This is a genomic window from Kitasatospora sp. NPDC043950 (genome assembly GCF_056435345.1).
Genome location: NZ_JBWKER010000067.1, coordinates 1 through 20,960 on the forward strand (window position 1 = coordinate 1; position 20,960 = coordinate 20,960).

The following is a 20,960-nucleotide window of genomic DNA, read 5'->3' on the forward strand; positions in this document are numbered from 1 at the left end:
AGCCCGGGCGTAGTACTCCTTGCTCACGTGCCACTCCTCGGGAGTGCCCTGGTCCTCCCAAGGGCTGCCCACCGGGAAGGGGTGGTGGCCCCAGCTCTCGGCCGGCACCTCGCCGTCCAGGGCGGCCGACACCTGCTGCGGACTCATCCCGAAGCGCAGCGGACCGACTCCCTCCAGCGGGGTGCAGTACCACCGCTGTCGGTCCCCCTGCTTCCTGTTCCTCAGGCTGGCTGCGCCGCAACCGGGACCGCGGCCTGCTCCGCTTCCGGCACTGGCCGTCCCGGACCCGCCGCCCTCGGTGCCGCGCTCGACGGGCTCTTCAGCAGCAGGGCGCAGGCCAGCGCGGCCAGCAGGGCGAGGCCGGCGGAGACCAGCAGGCACAGCCGCATGCCGTCCAGGAAGGAGTTGCTCAGCGCGGTCAGGGCCTGTCCCGTGGCGGGGCCGAGGTCGAGTCCGGCGACGGCGCCCAGGCCGTGTTCGCGGGCGGAGTCCAGGACACGCGCGCCGGTCTGGGCCGGGACGCCGGCGTTCGCGAGCTGTGCGGGCAGGGCGTTCAGGGCACGGGTGGTGAGCAGCGCCCCGAGGACGGCGGGGCCGAGCGCGGCGCCGACCTGGCGGATCGCGTTGTTGCCGGCCGCGGCCATCCCGGCCAGGTGGAAGGGAACGGCGGAGACTGCGGAGGCGGTCATCGGGGTGAGCACCGCGCCCATGCCGAGTCCGAGCAGCACCAGTCGCCAGGTCAGCGCCGCGTAGGAGGTGTGGGCGTCGACGCCGGTCATGGCGAACATCGCGGCGGCGACCAGCGCCAGCCCGGAGGTGATCAGCACCCTCGGCGGGATCCGGTGCATCAGCCGTCCGACAGGGAGGCCGGCCACCAGCGAGGTGCCGGACACCAGCACCATCCGCAGTGCCGCCTGCATGGTGCTCAGGTGCTGGACCAGGCCGAAGTACAGGCTGAGCACGAAGAAGAAGCCGATCAGGCCGAGGAAGCTGACCACGGCCACCAGTGCGGTGGCGGTGAACGCGGGGCTGCGGAACAGCGCCAGGTCCAGCATCGGGCTGGTACTGCGGAGTTCCACCAGGACGAAGGCTCCGGCGGCGACCGCGCCGAGCGTCAGCGCGGTGATCACAGCGGGTTCGTCGAAGCCGTCCGCGCCGCCCTCGATGACGCCGTAGACCAGTGCGGTGACGGCGGTGGCGGCGGTGATCTGGCCGGGCCAGTCGAGCCGGCGGCCGTGCGGGGCGCGCGAGTCGGGCAGCCGGAACGCGGCGACGGCCAGCAGGGCCACGGAGAGCGGTATCGGCAGCAGGAAGATCCAGCGCCAGGTGGTGTGCTCCAGCAGGGCGCCGCCGATCAGCGGGCCGACGGCGAGCGGGGCCGTCAGGCTCATCGCCCAGAAGCCGATGAACTTGCCCCGCTCACGGTGGTCGGGCACGGCATGGCTGATCAGTGTGAGTGTGGTGGGCAGCAGAGCGGCGGCGCCGATGCCGGAGACCGCCTGCCCGACCCACAGTGCCTGCACCGAGCTGGACAGCAGCGAGATCGCGGCGCCCAGCGCACAGAAGACCATGCCGGTCTGGAAGACCTTCTTGCGGCCGTGGACATCGCCCCAGACGCCGGTGGTCAGGATCAGCGCGGCCATCGGCAGCACGAACGCGTCCGACACCCAGGACAGTTCGGAGGTCGACGTGCCCAGCGCGCGCTGGATCGCCGGCAGGCTCACCGACACGGTGGTGACGGGCAGGTAGGCGACGAAGACACCCAGGCAGGCCATGACGAGCGTGGCGGCCCGTCCGGCCCTGAGGTCCGGCGTCGTTGTGGAGTTCACGGGGTCGTTCCTTCGGCTGCTGCGGGGGAGGCCCCGCATTCTCGGAGCGCCGCCGGGAGCGTGCGCCCGCTCCCGGGGGCGACGGCCGATGGCAGCCGCCCGTGGAGCCGCCGATCAGCTTCTCCCCGAAGCACCCGAAACCCGCAGTCGATCCCAAGAAGCCTCCCGGAACCTCCGCCTGAGCGCCTGGCGATGGGACCATTCCTCCATGGCTGATGATCTGGACCGCAAAATCATCCACGGTTTGCAGTGCGCGCCCCGGGTCTCGTTCCGGCGGCTCGGGGAGGTCATCGGCGTGTCCGAACAGACTGTGGCGCGCCGCTACGCCGCCCTGCGGCGGGACGGCCTGCTGCGCGTTGTCGGACTGGGCAACCTGAACGCCGACGGCCAGGCGGAGTGGATCGCCCGGCTGCGCTGCCGACCTGATGCGGTGGCACCGCTGGCCCAGTCACTGGCCCGCCGGTCCGAGGTGGCGTACGTCGGCATCGCCTCCGGCGGCTCGGAGATCATCTGCATCATCCGGTCCCCCGCCGGAACCGACCATGACGACCTGCTGCTGCGCCAGCTGCCGCGAGCGGGCGCGGTCCTGGACGTGAACGTCGACCTGGTCGTGCGTATCTACGGCGGTCCCGGAACCGCGCCCTGGACCGACCCCGACGCCTCGCTCACCCCCGAACAGGTGCGGCGGCTGACCTCCGGCCACCCCACCCCGGCAGTGGCCTCGTCGACGCCCCTGGGTGAACAGGACCTGCCGCTGCTGCGCGCGCTCGCCGAGGACGGCCGGGCCACCCATACCCACCTGGCCAAGGTCACCGGCTGGTCCAAGCCCCGGGTCGCCCGTCGCCTGGAGGCACTGGAGGCAGCAGGCTCGCTCACGTACGACGTCGACACCCTGGCCGAGCGCCTCGGCTACCGGCTCAACGCCACCCTGTGGCTGCAGGTCGACCTACCGCGGCTGCACCAGGTCGGCGAGGAGGTCGGCGGCCACCACGAGTGCGCGTTCGTCGCCGCGATCAGCGGACGCCACAACCTGATGGCCGTGGTCGCCTGCCGGGACACCCCCGACTTCTACCGTTACCTCACCGGCCGCCTGGCCCACGTCGAGGGCATCCGCGGCTACGAGATCAGCGTCCGGGTGAACCGGCTCAAGCAGTCCGCCTCGCTCATCCACCACGGGCGGCTGATCCACCCGGCGCTCGTATGACGCCGGCACCGGGCTGCCGAACCGCCGAGCGACCGTCCGTCGCTCCGTCGAGCTGTCGGCGGGGCCGTGAAAAGATCCCCCCATGGCCACGGACCGCAGCAGCGCAGGAGATCCGGCGCGCACCCTCGCCCTGCTCTGGGGGCTGACCGCCGAGGAGAAGCCCGGCCGGCGCGGCCCGCGGCAGGCCCGGTCGACCGGCGAGATCGCAGCCGTGGCCATCGCCCTGGCCGACGCCGAGGGCGTGGACGCCGTCACCATGCGCCGGGTGGCGCAGGAGCTGGGGCTGTCCCCGATGGCGCTGTACACCTACGTCCCCGGCAAGGCCGAACTGCTCGACCTGATGCTGGACACCGTCTACGCGACGACGCCGCGCAGCACCCCCGCCGACGACGGCTGGCGGGCCAGGGTCACCGCCGTCGCCGACGACAACCGGGCGCTGCACCGAGCCCACCCGTGGGTCTCGGCGGTCTCCACCAGCCGCCCGCCGCTCGGCCCGGGCCTGATGGCCAAGTACGAGTACGAGCTGCGCGCCTTCGAGGGCACCGGCCTGCCCGACGTCGAACTGGACGCGGCGCTCACCCACCTGCTGGGCTTCGTCCAGACCTGCGCCCGGATGGCCGCCGACGAGCGCGCCGCCCGGCAGGACAGCGCGATGACCGACGCGCAGTGGTGGGCCGCCAACGCCGAGCTGCTCGCCAAGGTCTTCGACGCCGAGCGCTACCCGGTCGCGGCCCGGGTGGGCGCCGCCGCCGGCGAGGCGCACGGCGGCGCGTACGACCCGGACCACGCGTACGCCTTCGGCCTGGCCCGCGTGCTGGACGGGCTGGCGGCCCTGATCAGCGAACGCTAGGCCGGGCGTCGTACTCCGCGCGGGCGGCCTCGACGGCGGGGACCCGCTGCTCGGACCAGTGCGCGAGGGCGGCGACCAGTTCGGCGGCCTCCCGGCCGAGCGGGGTGAGGCTGTAGTCGACCCGGGGCGGGATCACCGGGTGGGCCTCGCGGTGCACGAAGCCGTCGCGTTCCAGCGTCTGCAGGGTCTGCGCGAGCATCTTCTCGCTGACGCCGGAGACCCGTCGGCGCAGTTCGCTGAAGCGGTAGCCGCGCTCGCGCAGCGCGCCGAGCACGAGGACGCCCCAGCGGCTGGTGACGTGCTCCAGCACGCCCCGGGACGGGCACATGCGGTCGAACACGTCCGCCGGCGGCAGCTCGCGCACCGGGACGGCCGGGCGGCCTTCCTCCAGGGTCTTCATGACTGTCCTGCCATTACCTTCATGTCAGTACCGTACTTTGAAGTGCGTACTTTCGAAAGGTTAGTGCAGTCCCTAGGGTGAGTTTCGAGGCAGGAACCCCGTCGAGGCAGAAACCCACCCAAGGAGCATCCCCATGTACGTCGTCACCGGTGCCACCGGCCAGCTCGGCCGTCTCGTCGTCGAGGGCCTGCTGGCCGCGGTCCCCGCGAGCGAGGTGGCGGTCGCCGTCCGCTCCGCCGGGAAGGCGGCCGACCTGGCCGCGCGCGGGGTGGCCGTCCGCGTGGTCGACTACGACGACCCGGCGTCCCTGGCCGGCGCCTTCGCGGCCGGTGACCGGGTGCTGCTGATCTCGGGCAGCGAGGTCGGCCGCCGGATCCCGCAGCACCGCGCGGTGGTCGACGCGGCCCGTGCGGCCGGCGTCGCGCTGTTCGCCTACACGAGCGCGCCGGGCGCGGCGACCTTCCGGCTGGCCGACGAGCACAAGGCGACGGAGGAGCTGATCCGCGCATCCGGCCTGCCGTCCGTCCTGCTGCGCAACGGCTGGTACACCGAGAACTACCTGGGCGACGCGGCCGGCACGGTGGCGCGCGGCGTGGTGCTCGGCAGCGCCGGGGACGGCCGGGTGGCCACCGCCCCGCGCAAGGACTACGCGGACGCGGCGGTCGCCGTGCTCCTCGGCGAGGGCCACGAGGGCCGGGTGTACGAGCTGAGCGGCGACGCCGCGTGGAGCCTGGCGGAGCTGGCGGCAGAGCTGGCGCTGGTCTCCGGGCAGCCGGTCGCGCACCAGGACGTGGCGCCGGCGGAGCACCTCGCGGCGTTGGTCGGCGCGGGCCTGCCGGAGGGCTTCGCCGAGGTGCTGGTGGACGTGGACGCGGGCATCGCCCGTGGCGAGCTGGCCGGCACCGCGGGCGACCTGGCCCGGCTGATCGGCCGCCCGACCGTCCCGCTGGCCGAGTCGGTGCGCGCCGCGCTCCGGGCCTGAGGCGCTCCAGGCCTGAGGCGCTCCGGGCCTCAGGTCCTCCCGCACTCCGGACCCGCCGTGGGCCCGCGTTTCCCGAGGTCAGCGATGTCATGACCAAAATGCGGAAACGGAGATGACAGCCTGCCCCTCCGCCCGCTACCGTCACCTCGACACACGCGCGCGGAGGGCAGGCGGCCATGCCAGAGACAACCCAGCAGGACAGCGGCCGAGGCCTCTGGTACGGCGTCGCGGCCTACGGCATCTGGGGCCTCTTCCCCCTGTTCTGGCCACTGCTGGAGCCCGGCGCCGCCGACGACATCCTGGCCAACCGGATGGTCTGGTCCCTGGTCGCCGTGGTGCTGCTGCTGATCGCCCAGCGGCACTGGAGCTGGATACGCCCGCTGCTGCGCCAGCCCCGCCGGCTCGCCATGCTGGCCGGCGCGGCCACGGTGATCTCGATCAACTGGGGCGTCTACATCTGGGGCGTCAACGCCGGGCACGTCGTCGAGACCAGCCTCGGCTACTTCATCAACCCCCTGGTCACCATCGGCTTCGGCGTCCTGGTGCTCAAGGAGCGGCTGCGGACGGCGCAGTGGGCGGCGGTCGGTGTCGGCGCGGCCGCCGTCGCGGTGCTCAGCGTCGCGTACGGGCGGCTGCCGTGGATCGCGCTCACCCTGGCGCTCTCCTTCGCCACGTACGGGCTGCTGAAGAAGAAGGTCGGGCTGAGCGGCCTGGAGAGCCTGGCGGCGGAGAGCGCCTTCATGTTCCCGTTCGCGCTCGGCTACCTGGTCTACCTGGAGGTCAGCGGGCGCGGCACCTTCGGCCACACGGTGGCCGGCTCGTACGGCTGGGGGCACTCCGGGCTGCTGCTGCTCAGCGGCGTGATCACGGCGATCCCGCTGCTGTTCTTCGGCGCGGCGGCCGTGCGGGTGCCGCTGACCGTGCTCGGGCTGCTCCAGTACCTGGCGCCGGTGTTCCAGTTCCTGATCGGCGTGGCGGTGTTCCACGAGTCGATGCCGCCCGCCCGCTGGGCCGGCTTCGGCCTGGTCTGGCTGGCGCTCGCGGTGCTCACCTGGGACGCGCTGCGCCAGGTGCGGGCCGACCGCGCGGGGCGGGCCGCGGCCGTGCCGCAGCCCGCCCCCGCCGCCTCGGCGGTCAGGCGCTGATCCGCTCCCGCTGATCCGCTCCCGCTGGTCCGCTCCCGCTGGTCCGCTCCCGCCGAGGCGGCGGTCAGACGCTGATGTCCCGGCTGGTGAAGCGGGACCAGGCCGCCGCGCCGAACACGGCGACGTAGGCGGCTTGGAGGCCGAGGTCCTTCCACACGCCGTCCCAGTACATCGGCTGGCGCAGCAGGTCCGCGAAGCTGAGCCAGTAATGGGTGAACAGGAACGGCCTGACGGCGTCCAACTGCGGGAAGGCGTCCAGGATCTGCACGGTGACCACCAGCCCGACGGTCGCCGCCATCGCCGCGATGCCGCTGCCGGTGAGCGTGGAGACGAACAGCCCGATCGCCACCAGCCCGGCCAGCGAGGCCGCCACCACCCCGGCCACGAGCACCGCCCGCAGCAGCGCGTCGCCGAAGCCGATGGTGTCGCCGGAGATCAGCGTCACCTCGCCGAGCGGGAACAGTGCGGCGCCGGTGGCCAGCGCCGCCGCCGCGACCGCCACGGTGGCGGCCAGGCAGAACACCAGCCCGGCGGTGAACTTGGCGGCCAGCAGCCGGGTGCGCCCGGCCGGCGCGACCAGCAGGTAGCGCAGCGTCCCGGTGGCCGCCTCGCCGGCGACCGAGTCCCCGGCGACCACGCCGACCGTCATCGGCAGGAACACCGGCAGCGCGACCGCGAGGGCGGTGAAGACCAGGAACAGGCCGTTCTGGGTGGTCTGCGCGATGAAGTTCACCCCGCCGCCGCCCTCGTGCGGGCTGCCCGTGTTGAGCTTGACGACCACGCCGATCAGGATCGGCAGCACCGCCAGGATCCCCAGCAGCACCTTGGTGCGCATCCGGCGGAAGGTCAGGTGCAGTTCGTTGCGGAACAGCGCCAGGAACCCGGCCGCCGTCTGCGGCCTCCGCCCGGTCCGGACCGGCTGAGCCCCGACCGGCACCGCCCCGGCCTGCGACATCCCGGCCTGTGACACCCCGGCCTGCGACAGCTCAGCCTGCGACATCGAAGCCCTCCCCGGTCAGCGCCACGAAGGCGTCCTCCAACGTGCCCCGCTCCAGCCCGAACCCGTGCACCCGCACCCCGGCCTCGACCAGCGCCGCGCACAGCTTCGGCAGCGCCTCCTCGACCGGGGAGCCGAGCGAGCCGAGCGCGCCGAGCTCGCCGTCCACCCGCCCGTCGCCGGGCAGCAGGGAGCCGACCCGGTGGGCCGCCAGTACCTCCACGGCGTGCGCCACGTCCGGCGTGCGGACCACCAGTCGGCCCTGCGCGCGGGCGGCCAGTTCGGCGACGGTGCCCTGCACCACCAGCCGGCCCCGGGACATCACCGCCGCGTGCGTGCAGACCTGCTCGATCTCGTCCAGCAGGTGCGAGGAGAGGAACACCGTGGTCCCCTCCGCCGCGACCTCCCGCACCAGCGCCCGGATCTCGCGCATGCCCTGCGGATCCAGCCCGTTGGTGGGCTCGTCCAGCACCAGCAGCTCGCGCGGCTGGAGCAGCGCCGACGCCAGGCCGAGCCGCTGCTTCATGCCCAGCGAGTACGCGCGGGCCTTCTTGGCCGCCGCGGCGCTCAGCCCGACCCGTTCCAACGCCGTCTCGACGCGCAGGCGCCGGGTGCGCGGGTCGGCGGTCGGGTCGGCGGCGTCGAACCGGACCAGGTTGTCCCGCCCGGAGAGGAAGCCGTACAGCGCCGGGCCCTCGATCAGCGCGCCCACCCGGGGCAGCACGGAGGCGACGGACTGCGGCATCGGCTCGCCGAGGACGGTGGCGACGCCGGAGGTGGGGGCGATCAGGCCCATCAGCATCCGGATGGTGGTGGTCTTGCCGGAGCCGTTCGGGCCGAGGAAGCCGAAGACGGAGCCGCGCGGCACGCTCAGGTCCAGGCCGTCCACGGCGAGCTGGCCGCCCCGGAAGCGCTTGGTCAGACCGCGGGTCCTGATCACGTCGTCGGGCCGGGAGGAGCCGGGGGAACCGGGGGAGGAGGTGGAGGGGGAGGTGGAGGTGGAAGGCACGGGGCCCGGGCGCTGCTCGGCGCCCGGACCCCCGGCCGACTCCGTAACGTCCCCCGTTACGGGAGCCTTCGTCATCCGTCAGTTCACCCCGGCGGCGTGCTGGAGCACCGGCAGGGTCACCGCGCCGGCGAACACCCGGCCGTCGTCGGTGACCAGGACGTTCACCACCTTGGTGCTGATCAGCGTGCCGCCGCCGACCGGCTTGCCGAGCGACTTCACCAGCGCCTGCGGGTTCAGGGCCGCGCCCCGGCCGCCGTGCTTGCCGCCCTTGCCGCCGTCCTGCGGCGCGTCGACGGCGCCGCCGGGCAGCTGCGCCGAGACCACGGTCGTCCAGCCCTCGCCGATCACGTTCACGCCGCCGTGGTCCCGGCCCGAGGCGTCCTGACCGGCCTGGCCCCCGGGCGCGGAACCCTTGGGCGCGAAGCCCTGCGGCACCTCACCCTTGGCGCCCTCGTCCGCCTTGTGCTCCGTCACCTTGGCGCCCTTGGGCACGGTGAAGTCGAAGGTCTTGGCGGCCGGCTTGGCGAAGGACACGTCGGTGAAGTGGACGTCCAGCACGGTGGAACCGTCGACGCCCTTGACCACCACCGAGAGCGGCACCCCGTTGTCGGCGGCGACCGCGATCCGGACCTCGGCGACGGTCGAACCGGACTGCGCGGGCTTGACGCTCAGCTGGTACGCCTTCTGCCCGGCCACGTTGGCGGTGCCGGCCACGGTGACCGACGTGGTGCCCGCGCTCGCGGTCAGGAACTGCCGGGCGGCCTCCTGCGGGGTCGTCGGCACCCCGGTCAGCGGTGCCCCGGCGTGCTTGCCGGCGGTGTCGGGGTGCTGGGCGGGCGCCTGGCCGGTCAGGCGCACGGCGGTGTTGGTCGAACTGTCCCAGGCCCAGGCCTGGTCGCCGTTGTGGACGACGGTGTAGCCGGCCATGTCCTCCAGCAGGTCGACCCGCTGGCGGTCCGGGCCGTCCACCGCGACCCGCAGCGTCTGGTCGCCGCCGAGCAGGCCGAGCAGCTTGGCCTGCGGGTCGGCCGAAGAGGAGCCCTGGCCGCCGCCGCGCCCGGCCGCCGCGCCGAGCCCGCCGGCCGCGACGCCCAGCAGCTGGCTGGGCAGGCCGAGGTCGGTGGAGACGGACACCGTGCCGGAGAGGCTCTGCGCGTCGGAGCCGAGCACCTTGGCCACCAGCTGCTCCGGCGTCAGCGAGGGAAGTTCGGGCGGGGCGTCGGCGGCCAGTGCGGGCACCAGGCCGATCCCGGCGGCGATCACCGCGGCCACCGTCAGCGGCACCCCGGCCCGCACCAGCATGCGCCGCCGGGAGCGGTACGGCACGCCGCCGTCCACGTTGTCCCCCGCCGCCGTGTCATTGGTCATGGCGTCCTCAACTCCTCTACGAACACGAGCGATTGGCTGTGCCCTTCCATTAGAGGCCCGCACTCCGGCCCCGTCATCGCCCTGCGGGGCCAGTTCGGGGTCAACCTCGCGGGTACATCGACCCTGAGACGCCCTCAGGGTTGGCTACTCCGAACGTACGACACCTGGCGTAGGGTCGCGCCATGGACGGAACCGCCATGGACGCAAGCAACCCCCCGACCGCTAACGCGATGCGGCGCGCCCTGCGCCGAGCCCGGGACGGCGTCGCCCTGGACGTCACCGAGACCGCGGTGCTGCTCCAGGCCAGAGGCGAGGACCTGAACGACCTGTGTGCGAGCGCCGCCCGGGTCCGCGACGCGGGGCTGGCGGCGGCCGGGCGGCCCGGCGTCATCACCTACTCCAAGAGCGTCTTCATCCCGCTCACCCGGCTCTGCCGCGACAAGTGCCACTACTGCACCTTCGTCACCGTCCCCGGCAAGCTGCGCCGGGCCGGCCACGGGATGTTCATGTCCCCCGACGAGGTGCTGGACGTCGCCCGGCGCGGGGCCGAACTCGGCTGCAAGGAAGCCCTGATCACCCTCGGCGACAAGCCCGAGGACCGCTGGCCCGAGGCCCGCGAGTGGCTCGACGCGCACGGGTACGACGACACCATCGCCTACGTGCGGGCGATGTCGATCCGCATCCTGGAGGAGACCGGCCTGCTCCCGCACCTCAACCCCGGGGTGCTCGGCTGGACGGACTTCCAGCGGCTCAAGCCCGTCTCCGCCTCCATGGGCATGATGCTGGAGACCACCGCCACCCGGCTGTGGAGCGAGCCCGGCGGCCCGCACTTCGGCTCGCCGGACAAGGAACCGGCCGTCCGGCTGCGGGTGCTGGAGGACGCCGGGCGCAGCTCCGTCCCGTTCACCAGCGGCCTGCTGATCGGCATCGGCGAGACGTACCAGGAGCGCGCGGAGTCGCTGTTCGCGCTGCGCAAGGTCTCCCGGGCCTACCACGGCGTCCAGGAGCTGATCCTGCAGAACTTCCGCGCCAAGCCGGACACGGCGATGCGCGGCATGCCCGACGCCGAACTGGACGAGCTGGTCGCCACCGTGGCGGTGGCCCGGCACGTGATGGGCCCGGCGGCCTGCCTGCAAGCGCCGCCGAACCTGGTGGACGGCGAGTACGGGCGGCTGATCGCGGCCGGCGTCGACGACTGGGGCGGCGTCTCCCCGCTCACTCCCGACCACGTCAACCCCGAACGCCCGTGGCCGCAGATCGAGCGGCTCGCCGAGCGCTCCGCGGCCGCCGGCTTCGAACTGCGCGAGCGTCTCGCCGTCTACCCCGAGTACGTCCGGCGCGGCGAGCCCTGGCTGGACCCGCGGGTGCTGCCGCACGTGCGCGCCCTCGCCGACCCGGAGACCGGGCTGGCGAACCCGGACGCGGTGGTCCGCGGCCTGCCCTGGCAGGAGCCCGAGGACCTGCCCGTCTCGTACGGGCGGACCGACCTGCACGCCACCATCGACACCGAGGGCCGCACCGGCGACCGCCGGGCCGACTTCGAGGACGTCTACGGCGACTGGGAGGTGCTGCGCGAGCAGGTGCTCGCCGAGGGCGCGCCCGAGCGGCTGGTCGGCGACCTGCGCGAGGCGCTGGCGGTGGCCGCCGACGACCCGACGCGGCTCACCGACGACCAGGCGCTGGCGCTGTTCCACGCGGACGGCCCGGCCCTGGACGCGCTCTGCCGGATCGCCGACGACGTCCGCCGGGACACCGTCGGGGAGGACGTCACCTACTGCGTCACCCGGAACATCAACTTCACCAACGTCTGCTACACCGGCTGCCGCTTCTGCGCGTTCGCCCAGCGCCGCACCGACGCCGACGCCTACACCCTGTCGCTGGAGCAGGTCGCCGACCGGGCCGCGCAGGCCTGGGAGGTGGGCGCCACCGAGGTCTGCATGCAGGGCGGCATCCACCCGGACCTGCCCGGCACCGCCTACTTCGACATCGCCCGCGCGGTGAAGGAGCGGGTGCCCGGCATCCACGTGCACGCCTTCTCGCCGATGGAGGTGGTCAACGGCGCGACCCGCACCGGGCTGTCCATCCGCGACTGGCTCCAGCGGGCCAAGGAGAACGGCCTGGACAGCATCCCGGGCACGGCGGCCGAGATCCTGGACGACGAGGTCCGCTGGGTGCTCACCAAGGGCAAGCTGCCAGCCGCCACCTGGGTCGAAGTGGTCACCACCGCGCACGAACTGGGCATCCGCTCCTCGTCCACCATGATGTACGGGCACGTGGACACCCCGAAGCACTGGCTCGGGCACCTGCGGCTGCTGGCCGAGATCCAGCAGCGTTCCCTGGAGACCAACGGCACGGGCGGCTTCACCGAGTTCGTGACCCTGCCGTTCATCCACACCAACGCGCCGGTCTACCTGGCCGGCATCGCCCGGCCCGGCCCGACCGCCCGGGACAACCGCGCGGTGGTCGCGATGGCCCGGCTGCTGCTGCACCCGCACATCCCCAACATCCAGACCAGCTGGGTCAAGCTGGGCGCGGAGGGCGCCGCCGAGATGCTCCGCTCGGGCGCCAACGACCTGGGCGGCACGCTGATGGAGGAGACCATCTCGCGGATGGCCGGCTCGGCGTACGGGAGTTACAAGTCGGTGCGCGACCTCCAGGCGATCGCCGAGGCGGCGGGCCGCCCGCACCGCCAGCGCACCACCACGTACGGCGAGGTGCCGGCCGAGCGCCGGGCCGCGGCGCTGGCCTCGGACGGGCACCTGCCGGAGCTGCTGCCGGTCCTGGACTGATCCCGCCACCGGCCTCCCGGTTCCGCCGGTCCCGGCCTGCTGGTTCCCCCGGCCCCGCTGCCGCCCGTACGGCGGCCGGGGCCGGGAAACCGGAGCACGAGGGACGCCCTTGATTCGCTCGGGTCTTCGAATACAGTGCCAGGGCGCGCGCCGCGGCCGTGCGTCGCGCAGCCCCCTGCCCCGAGGAAAGGCGCCCCGTCGTGATGCCACTGTGGTCACGCGCCCAGCAGCAGGACTTCCGCAGCCGGGTGCGGGGCTGTCTGCTCGGCGGTGCCATCGGCGACGCGCTCGGCGCCGGCGTCGAGTTCGAGCCGCTGGAGAAGATCCGGGCCCAGCACGGCCCGCAGGGCGTCACCGGCTACGTCCCCGCGTACGGGCGCACCGGCGCCGTCACCGACGACACCCAGCTCACCCTGTTCACCGTCGACGGCCTGATCCGCGCCCACATCCGGCGCGACACCGGCAGCTGGCATCCGCCCACCGACCTGCACCTGGCCTACCTGCGCTGGGCCGCCACCCAGCGCGACTGGGGCCCCGACGAGCGCCGCCCCGACCTCGGCTGGCTCGGCCGCGAGGAGTGGCTGTACGCCCAGCGCGCCCCCGGCCAGGGCTGCCTGTCCGGCCTGACCGGGGCCGACGCCGAGTTCCTCGGCACCGTGGAGCGGCCGAAGAACCCGCACTCCAAGGCCTGCGGCACGGTGGTGCGGGCGGCGCCGTTCGGCCTGCTCACCAGCTGGGAGCCGGGCCTGGTCTTCCAACTCGCGGTGGAGTGCGCGGTGCTCACCCACGGCCACCCCACCGGCTACCTCGCGGCGGGCGCGCTCGCGGTGATCGTCCAGAGCGTGGCCCGCGGCGGCACCCTGGAGGAGGGCGTCCACCTCGCCCTGGCGCTGCTCTCCGAGCGGCAGGCGCACGAGGAGACCACCGCCGCGCTGCGGGCCGCGCTGGACGCGGTCCGGGCCAGCGAGCCGTCCGCGGACCGGGTGGAGGCGCTGGGGGAGGGCTGGGTCGCCGAGGAGGCGCTGGCGATCGGGGTCTACTGCGCGCTGGTCGCGCACGACGTGCGCTCGGGCCTGCTGCTCGCCGTCAACCACTCCGGGGACAGCGACTCCACCGGCGCGGTCTGCGGGAGCCTGCTCGGGGTGCTGCACGGTGACACCGCGCTGCCGTCGGGGCTGGTGGCCGGGCTGGAGGGGCGAGGCGCCATCCTCGAACTCGCCGACGACTTCGTGCTGGAGCTGATGCACGGCACCGAACTGCACGATCCGCGCACCCCGGAGGGGCTGACCTGGTCCGAGCGGTACCCGGTGGTGCGCTGAACGGGGCGGACAGGACGGACAGGACGGATGGGGCGGGAAGTTCGGGCGGGAACGACGTTTGCCCGTAGCGTCGGCCGCCGGCGAGGGCGACGGCCACTGCTACGGGCAAACGGGCCGAGCTCGGATTCGCACCGGGGGCGCGGGGCCGGGTCGGTGGCCGCCGCCGCAGGGTCAGCGGCGGCCGAACACCCCGGTGGCCGCAGCGCTCGCGAACGCGGTCCAGGCCTCGGCGGAGAAGCGCAGCTGCGGCCCCTGAGGGTCCTTGGAGTCCCGTACCGCCACCGCCCCCGTGGCCGGCGTGGCGATCTCCACACAGGCGCCGTTGCCGCCGCTGTGGCTGCTCTTCCGCCAGCGGGTTCCGTGCTCGGAGGTGGTGCTCATCAGTGGTATCCCTCTTCAATCTCAGCTATCAGTGCCCGGCTCTCCGCCACGCCGAGTGCCGCCGCCCGCAGGTAGTCGTACAGACCGGTATAGCGGCGGACGTCCGCGTCCTTCTCCAGGTAGAGATCGCTCGTCACCCCTTCGAAGTAGACAACCGTGGAATCGGCTGACTCGGGGAACTCCAGCAGGGAGAATGTCCCGGTCATACCGGGGTGGGCCCCGGCCGAGAACGGGATCACCTGGATGGTGATGTTCGGGTGCTGGCTCAGCTCCATCATGTGCTTGAGCTGCTCGGCCATCACCTCGCGGCTGCCGACCTCGCGGCGCAGCACCGCCTCGTCTATGACGGTCCACAGGCTGCCGAGCTGGTTCTCGCCCTGGATGCGGTCCTGGCGCTTCATCCGGACCTGCACCCGGCGCTGCACGGCGAGCGCGTCGGTGTCCGGCTGGGTTCCCTCCACGACGGCCTGCGCGTACTGCTCGGTCTGCAACAGGCCCGGGACGAAGGAGGATTCGTACGCGCGGATCGAGGAGGCCTCGGCCTCCAGCCCGATGTAGACGCTGTACGGGGTCGGCATGTCGTTGAAGTCGTGCCACCAGCCGCGCTGGCGAGACTCCTTGGCCATCTCCATGAGGCTGGCGCGCATCTGCTCGTCGTTCACGAGATAGACGTCGCAGAGGTCGCGCACGTCGCGCTGGCTGATGCTGCGGCGGCCGTTCTCCAGTCGGCTGATCTTCGACTGGGAGACCATCAGCCGGCCCGCCACCTCCTCCGCCGTCATCCCGAGGCCCTCGCGGAGTTTGCGCAGCTCCGAGCCCAGGCGCCGACGGCGCACGGTGGGATTGATGCTCGTCGACACATCGACCTCCGGCCGGACCTCTGGTGATCGTTGGAACGGCAGCCCTCGGAACACTTCGGACATTGGGACCAACCCCCCTGACTTGGAGCAGCATGTCACCTTGGGCCAGGTCGGCGTCAGGGAATCACAGCAGCGCAGTAGAACAGATCGTCGGAAAAGCACTTCTGTGAGACGGCGAGGGCCCTCAAGTGGTAATGCGGCTCAGCGGCTCGAACCGGTACGGGCTAAGGATGTGCTCCCCGGCGGCGCAGGTGCCATTGGCACGTGCGAGGGCAGGACCGCCGGGCTCCCCGGACGGGCCCCAAAGGGCCTTCGGGGACGGCAGAGGGGCGGTCGCCGGGCGACTTCCGTCGCGGGGCGACCGCCCCTCCGTGCTCCTGGTGGTGCGGGTGCTGCTTCGGTGGTGCGTCGGGTCCTTCAGCGCCGTTGCTCAGCGTCGTCGGGCGGCGTGAACGGGGCGGCGCGCGCCGTCGGAGGTGCCGCCGGGCCCGTGGTGCCCGTGGTGCCCGCCGAGCCCGTGGTGCCTGCCGGGCCCGTGGTGCCCGCCGTCACGGGCCGTACGGGCCGTGCGGGCTGCACGTGCCGCGCAGGCCGTACGGCGATCGGTGCGGTGTCCCGCGCGCCCGGGCGGTCCCGGTCAGCGGACGCCGACCCGTGAGGCGGCGACCCGCCCCGAGCCCCGGCCCGCCGCGCGGGCGCCGGAACGCCCGGTGCCGGTACCGGTCCCGGAACCCTGGGCAGAACGGTTCTGCTGCGCCGGCAGGCCGTTCTGCACGTCCATCACGGCGTGCGCGACCATCCCGCCCAGCGGGTCGTACCGGATCAGGTCGCGCAGCCGCGACCGCGAGGACCGGCCCTCGTTGCCCGGATACAGGTGCTTGCCCAGGCCCACGGAATGGGCCAGGGCCGCCAGCGCCGCCGTCCGCGGGTCCGGCGGCACGCCGGTGCGGATGGCGGTGTCCAGCCGCTGTTTGATCGCGGCGTTGGTGCAGTCGTCCGACGCCTGATAGCGGGTCGTCGGCAGCACCCCGCACACCTGGCCCGGCACGGCCGTGACCATGCCGCAGCGCTCCAGGTGCGCCAGGTAAGTCTGCCGCAGCCCCAGCCGGGGCCCGCCGATCCAGTGCGCCGCGCGGACCGGACTGCCGCGTCGGCGCAGCAGTTCCAGTGCGTGGTCCAGGGTCGGGTCGCCGGTCGGCCGTGCGAGCACGACAGCGATCCGGTCTCCCTCCGGTACGATCCGTCCGGCCAGGGACAGCTCGACGAGCTGGGCCCCGGCGAGTCCGAGGTCGAGGGTCTGCGGCTGCGCCGTGGTACCCGTGGTCGGGTCCAAAGCGAGCAGCAAGAGTTCCTCGGGAACAGTTCTGCGGCTCTTGCCCATCCAAGCCTCCCCGCGTGGATGAGAGACAGGGTGACGCCTCTCACACGGGCTTGTCGAGTACGCCTCCGAATCGTGACCTTGCGGTGGAGGCGGGGAACCAGGGGCGGCGGGCCCGGCGTCTGACCGGTGAACAGACCGCAGTACGCCCGTGCGACGGCAATAAGCGCCGGTCGGGCGGGGTGTGCGCGGCCGGATCGGCCGGCGGTGGCGGAGACTGTACAGGTACACGGGGCGGGGCGTCGGCTTCCCGAAATCGGGTCTGCCGGTGCCCCGCCGGGCGTTGAGGAGGCTGGGATACGTGGGCGAGTCCCCCGACAGGGTGCTGAGGGACGGCGAGCGGGCGCAGGAGCGCGAACGCGAACGGACCGGGACGGCCGGCGGTGCGGGTCCGGACCCGGACGGTGCTCCGGACGGCAACCCGAACGGCAGCCGGGAGGCCGAGACCGGCCCCGGCGACACGCCGGCGGCGGGGGCCAAGCGCGGCTCGACCGTACAGCTCCGTGTCCGGGATGTGGACAGCAAGACCACGATGCTGCGGCTGCCGGTGGACAGTGCGACCACCGCGCTGCGGCTGCCCGAGGAGCTGACCAGGCCCGCCGGTGACGGAAGTTCCGACGTCGCGGCCGGGGAGGCGGAGGCCGTGACGGCCTCCGACGGCGAGGAGAAGGCGGCCGGACGGCCGACCGGAACCGACCCGCGTCTCGCCATGCGGACGGCCGCGGCGGATGCGGGAGCCGTGGCGGGGAGTGCGGAGAAGGGAACGGAGAAGGGCACGGAGAAGGGGGCGAGGGAGGCCGGCGGGAAGGCCGCGTCCGAGGGCGACACGCCCGGGGCCGCCGCACCCGCCGAGGCCGCCACACCCGCCGAGGCCGCCGCACCCGCCGCGCCCGAGAGCGACGAACCGGACGAGGCGGCAGCCGGGCCGGCCAAGCCCGAGGAGCCGGCCAAGCCCGCGCCTGCGCGCGCCTCCGCCGCCGCCGTGGCCCCCGCGGCCGCCGCCTCCGCCGCCGCCGTGGCCCCCGCGGCCGCCGCCTCCGCCGCCGCCACGGCCCCCGCGGCCGCCGCGTCCGGCACCGTGCCCGAGCCCCCGGCGCCGACCCCGCAGCCCGAGCCGTCCCCCGTCCCGGAGCCGGTGCCCGAGCCGCACCCGGCGCCCAAGCCCCTCCCCGAACCCGAGCCGCAGCCCGGTCCGGAGCCGCTGCCGAAGCCGACTCCCGCCCCCGTGCCCGGCCCCGCCCCGGCCCCCGAGCCACTGCCCACCCCCGACCCGCGGCCGGTGCCGCCCGTCCCGCCGCTGCCGAAGCCCGAGCCGCTGCCCCTCCCGGAGCCGCCGCCCGCGCCGGAGAACACCGCCGAGGCGATGGAGGTCCTGGCGACCCTCAACGCGCGCCCGGTCTCGCCGCTGCGCCGCGCGCTCAAGCGGATCACCATCTGGACGGCCTTCCTCGCCGTGGTGCTCGGTGCGGCGGTGGTGGCCCAGCTGCTGCGTCCGCTGCCGGACGCCAAGGTGCGGATGTCCGCCGCGGGCAGCTTCAGCTTCGCCGGCGACCAGCTCGACCTCGCCTGGCCGGCCAAGGGCCAGTCCGCCGCCGAGGTGGTCGGCGTCGGCAGCCTCGGCAGCTCCGGGCAGGAGACGCCGTCCTCGATCGCCAGCGTCACCAAGGTGATGAACGCCTACCTGATCCTGCAGAAGTTCCCGCTGAAGAAGGGGGAGAGCGGCCCGAAGATCACCGTGGACAAGCAGGCCGCGCAGGAGTCCGGCAACGTCGACGAGTCCCGGGTCACCCTCACCGAGGGCCAGGTGCTCACCGAGTACCAGGCACTGGAACTGCTGATGCTGCCCTCGGCCAACAACGTGGCCCGGCTGCTCGCCCGCTTCCACTCCGGCTCCGAGGACGCGTTCGTCAAGCTGATGAACGAGACGTCGGCCAAGTTCGGCATGACCAACACCACCTACGCCGACCCGGCGGGCTTCCTCGCGGACACCAAGTCCACCGCCAAGGACCAGCTGAAGCTGGCCGAGCAGGTCATGCAGGACGAGATCTTCCGGCAGATCGTCTCCACCCCGGAGACCAACTTCAACAACGCGAAGATCTCCAACACCAACAACCTGATCAACCCGAAGACCGGGGTCATCGGCGTCAAGACCGGCTCCAGCACCCCGGCCGGCGGCTGCCTGATGTGGGCCGCCTACAAGGAGATCGGCGGTGTGAAGCGGCTGATCATCGGCGTCACCCTGGGCCAGCAGGCCACCTCGCCCAACCCCGGCGACGGCATCCTGCCGACCGTGCTCAAGGTCAGCGGCAAGCAGATCCAGGCCGCGCAGGGCGGCCTGACCGGCCAGACCGTGGTGAAGAAGGGCGACGTCGTCGGCACCGTGGACGACGGCCTCGGCGGCAAGGTCCAGGTCGTCGCGACCAAGGACCTCGTGGTGGCCGGCTTCCCGGGCATCACCGGCACGGTCACCCTGGACGCGGCCAAGCTCGGCCACACCGCGAAGGCCGGCCAGGAGGTCGGCCTGCTGCGGGTGGGCGCGGGCGACGACAAGACGGAGGTCCCGGTGGCCCTCCAGTCCGACCTGAACCCGCCGTCCATCCAGTCCCGGCTGACCCGCACGCTCTGACACCGCGACGACGGAGGGGGAGCCGGTTCGCCCGGCTCCCCCTCCGTCGTGTTTCCGCGTGCTCCGGGTCTCGCTCGTCAGTTGTCGCGTGCTCCGGGTTCGTCCCGTCAGTTGTCGCGGTCGAGCAGCGCGACCGTGAACCCGCCGAGCGGCGTGACCTGGTCGGGCGCGCCGTACTGCGTGCGGAGAGCCTGCGCCTGGTCCTCCGGCATGGTGGTCAGCGGGTCCTCGGTGTCCCCGAGGACCAGCAGCCAGATCCGCGCCGCCTGCCCCAGACAGGCCTCCGGCTGCGGGCACGGCGTCGGCGACAGGTCCTCCGCGTCGTCGGCGCTCTGCGCGACGAACACCGGGTACGGGTGGACGTCCGACGGCAGGTAGTAGCTGACGCCCGGCCACACCATCGCCCAGGCCTGGTTGCCCAGGGGGGCCGCCATCCCGTCCCCGGACCGGTAGCCCGCGGCGATCACCCCGGCCGCCGCCCGGAACGGCTCCTCCGACCCGTTGTGCGAGCCCACGTAGCGCACCGCGGGCTGCTTCGGCAGCGCCGCCACGGCCGGGGCGGCGAGCAGTCCCAGCGCCAGCAGTCCCACCGCCGCCCTGGCCGGTCCCGGAGCGCGGAAACGTTTCGCCCAGGCCGCCGCGACGCCGTACACCGCGCCGACCCCGCCCCCGGCCAGCACCGCCCACGCGGGCACCGTGAACAGCATGTACCGCTCGATGAAGTACGAGGTGCCGCCCTGCGACACCACCCACACGCCCATCACCGGCAGCTCCGCGAGCAGCAGCGCCTGCCCGGCCTGCACCCGTCGGCCCGGCAGCAGCAGCGCCGGCAGCGCCAGCAGCACGAAGGCGTAGAACACCGTGTGCGAGCCGAACAGGTGCTGGCCGAAGTGCACCAGGCCCCCGAGGTTCGGCGTCTCGATCCAGCCCAGCTGCCGGTCCGACTGCCGGCTGCCGAGCAGCACCACCGGCAGCACCGGCACCGCCGCCACCCCCACCGCCACCGGGTACTGCCACAGCAGCCGCCGCTCCGCCGCCCCGCGCGTGCGCCACAGGTGCAGCAGCACCAGCGCCACCTGCCCGGCCACCGTGCTGAACGAGATCAGGTGCCCGGCGCCGGCCACCGCCATCGCCGCGCAGTACGGCGCCCACCGCCGCCACGTCGGCCGCTCCAGCGCCCGCACCAGGAACCAGGTGGCCGCCGCGATCGCGAAGGTCACCAGCGCGTACGCGCGCGCCTCCTGCGCGTACCGCGACACCTCCGGCGGCACCGCGAACAGCAGCCCCGCGCCGACCGCCGCCACCCGGTTGCCGAACAGCCGCTCGGCGGTCAGCGCCACGAACGCGGCCGCCCCCGCCATCGCCAGCACGGAGGGTATTCGCAGCGCCACCACGGAGTCGCCGAACACCGTCGTCCAGCCGTGCATCAGCAGGTAGTACGCCCCGTTGCTGGCGTCCACGTGCTGGAGCAGCCGGAGCAGGTCGCCCAACGACCGGGTGGCCACCGTCCAGGTCGCCATCTCGTCCCGCCACAGCTCCGGCGTCCCCAGCCGGTACCCGCCCACCGCCAGCATCACCACCGCGGGCCACACCCACACCTGCCCCAGCAGTCGCACCACCGGGTGCCCAGCAGGTCTCATCGGGTCCTTCGTCTCCTTCGCACGGCGCGGCAAGGCGGTCGAACACTTTTCCGGCAGGCTACTTGACCCGCTCTGACCCCTCGTCGGCACCCGCACCCCCACCCGGTCCCGACCCGGCCAGGCGCGGTCCCGACCAGGCCCCGGCGCGGACGCCGACCGCTCCTGGCCGGAACGGTCCAGGGC

General features: G+C 73.6%; 16 protein-coding genes. 7 read left to right on the forward strand and 9 right to left on the reverse strand.

Going from position 1 to position 20,960, the window contains the following annotated elements; genetic code table 11:
- Nucleotides 1-221: 221 nt before the first annotated feature.
- Nucleotides 222-1,775, reverse strand: a complete 1,554-nt coding sequence (locus AC07BF_RS32770) for an MFS transporter (protein WP_363585409.1) — start codon at nt 1,773-1,775, stop codon at nt 222-224.
- Between the two features lie 262 nt (nt 1,776-2,037).
- Here AC07BF_RS32770 and AC07BF_RS32775 point away from each other — a divergent pair, with 262 nt between their 5' ends.
- On the forward strand, nt 2,038-3,033 hold the full coding sequence (locus tag AC07BF_RS32775; RefSeq protein ID WP_363585379.1) for an Lrp/AsnC family transcriptional regulator: 996 nt from the start codon (nt 2,038-2,040) through the stop codon (nt 3,031-3,033).
- A gap of 82 nt (nt 3,034-3,115) precedes the next feature.
- The gene (locus tag AC07BF_RS32780) at nt 3,116-3,883 is read left to right on the forward strand and encodes a TetR/AcrR family transcriptional regulator (protein WP_363585378.1); all 768 of its coding nucleotides are present in this window, start codon (nt 3,116-3,118) and stop codon (nt 3,881-3,883) included.
- Here AC07BF_RS32780 and AC07BF_RS32785 read toward each other — a convergent pair.
- Complete coding sequence (locus AC07BF_RS32785) at nt 3,870-4,211, reverse strand: winged helix-turn-helix transcriptional regulator (protein ID WP_350877776.1); 342 nt, start codon at nt 4,209-4,211, stop codon at nt 3,870-3,872. The genes AC07BF_RS32780 and AC07BF_RS32785 overlap by 14 nt on opposite strands.
- Before the next feature lie 205 nt (nt 4,212-4,416).
- On the opposite strand from AC07BF_RS32785, the gene AC07BF_RS32790 reads away from it, so the two are divergent.
- Both AC07BF_RS32790 and rarD read left to right on the forward strand, forming a co-directional pair.
- Entirely contained in the window at nt 4,417-5,265 is an 849-nt protein-coding gene (locus AC07BF_RS32790) for an SDR family oxidoreductase (protein ID WP_478334308.1), read from the forward strand.
- 176 nt (nt 5,266-5,441) lie between these two features.
- Nucleotides 5,442-6,410 carry an EamA family transporter RarD gene (gene rarD / locus AC07BF_RS32795; protein WP_400809736.1) on the forward strand — a complete coding sequence of 323 codons (969 nt, stop codon included), beginning with the start codon at nt 5,442-5,444 and terminating at the stop codon, nt 6,408-6,410.
- A 64-nt stretch (nt 6,411-6,474) separates the two neighbouring features.
- Here rarD and AC07BF_RS32800 read toward each other — a convergent pair whose 3' ends face one another.
- Genes AC07BF_RS32800 through AC07BF_RS32810 form a run of 3 tightly spaced genes read right to left on the reverse strand, consistent with a single transcriptional unit; the run spans nt 6,475 to nt 9,784 of the window.
- Nucleotides 6,475-7,410 (reverse strand): ABC transporter permease, encoded by a 936-nt coding sequence (locus AC07BF_RS32800; RefSeq protein ID WP_400328196.1) that lies wholly within the window; start codon nt 7,408-7,410, stop codon nt 6,475-6,477.
- Nucleotides 7,397-8,491: an ABC transporter ATP-binding protein gene (locus tag AC07BF_RS32805; protein WP_400809734.1), complete on the reverse strand. Its 1,095-nt coding sequence runs from the start codon at nt 8,489-8,491 to the stop codon at nt 7,397-7,399. Before AC07BF_RS32805 ends, AC07BF_RS32800 begins: the two co-directional genes overlap by 14 nt.
- A 3-nt stretch (nt 8,492-8,494) precedes the next feature.
- Entirely contained in the window at nt 8,495-9,784 is a 1,290-nt protein-coding gene (locus AC07BF_RS32810; RefSeq protein WP_363585373.1) for a LolA family protein, read from the reverse strand.
- 182 nt (nt 9,785-9,966) lie between these two features.
- Between AC07BF_RS32810 and AC07BF_RS32815 the strand changes: the two genes are divergently transcribed.
- Entirely contained in the window at nt 9,967-12,573 is a 2,607-nt protein-coding gene (locus AC07BF_RS32815; RefSeq protein ID WP_363585372.1) for a bifunctional FO biosynthesis protein CofGH, read from the forward strand.
- Nucleotides 12,574-12,776: 203 nt separating this feature from the next.
- Nucleotides 12,777-13,892, forward strand: coding sequence for an ADP-ribosylglycohydrolase family protein (locus tag AC07BF_RS32820; protein WP_478334309.1), 1,116 nt, complete (start codon nt 12,777-12,779; stop codon nt 13,890-13,892).
- A 171-nt stretch (nt 13,893-14,063) separates the two neighbouring features.
- On the opposite strand, the gene AC07BF_RS32825 is transcribed toward AC07BF_RS32820, so the two are convergent.
- The 3 genes from AC07BF_RS32825 to AC07BF_RS32835 form a co-directional block, all read right to left on the reverse strand.
- The gene (locus AC07BF_RS32825; RefSeq protein ID WP_363585371.1) at nt 14,064-14,273 is read right to left on the reverse strand and encodes a DUF397 domain-containing protein; all 210 of its coding nucleotides are present in this window, start codon (nt 14,271-14,273) and stop codon (nt 14,064-14,066) included.
- Nucleotides 14,273-15,133 (reverse strand): helix-turn-helix domain-containing protein, encoded by an 861-nt coding sequence (locus tag AC07BF_RS32830; RefSeq protein WP_350877673.1) that lies wholly within the window; start codon nt 15,131-15,133, stop codon nt 14,273-14,275. The genes AC07BF_RS32825 and AC07BF_RS32830 overlap by 1 nt, the downstream gene beginning before the upstream one ends.
- A 637-nt stretch (nt 15,134-15,770) precedes the next feature.
- Complete coding sequence (locus AC07BF_RS32835) at nt 15,771-16,514, reverse strand: GOLPH3/VPS74 family protein (protein ID WP_363585370.1); 744 nt, start codon at nt 16,512-16,514, stop codon at nt 15,771-15,773.
- Between the two features lie 298 nt (nt 16,515-16,812).
- Between AC07BF_RS32835 and AC07BF_RS32840 the strand changes: the two genes are divergently transcribed.
- Nucleotides 16,813-19,137, forward strand: a complete 2,325-nt coding sequence (locus AC07BF_RS32840) for a hypothetical protein (protein WP_478334310.1) — start codon at nt 16,813-16,815, stop codon at nt 19,135-19,137.
- Nucleotides 19,138-19,244: 107 nt separating this feature from the next.
- On the opposite strand, the gene AC07BF_RS32845 is transcribed toward AC07BF_RS32840, so the two are convergent.
- Nucleotides 19,245-20,777: a glycosyltransferase family 39 protein gene (locus AC07BF_RS32845; protein WP_363585368.1), complete on the reverse strand. Its 1,533-nt coding sequence runs from the start codon at nt 20,775-20,777 to the stop codon at nt 19,245-19,247.
- Nucleotides 20,778-20,960 lie beyond the last annotated feature (183 nt).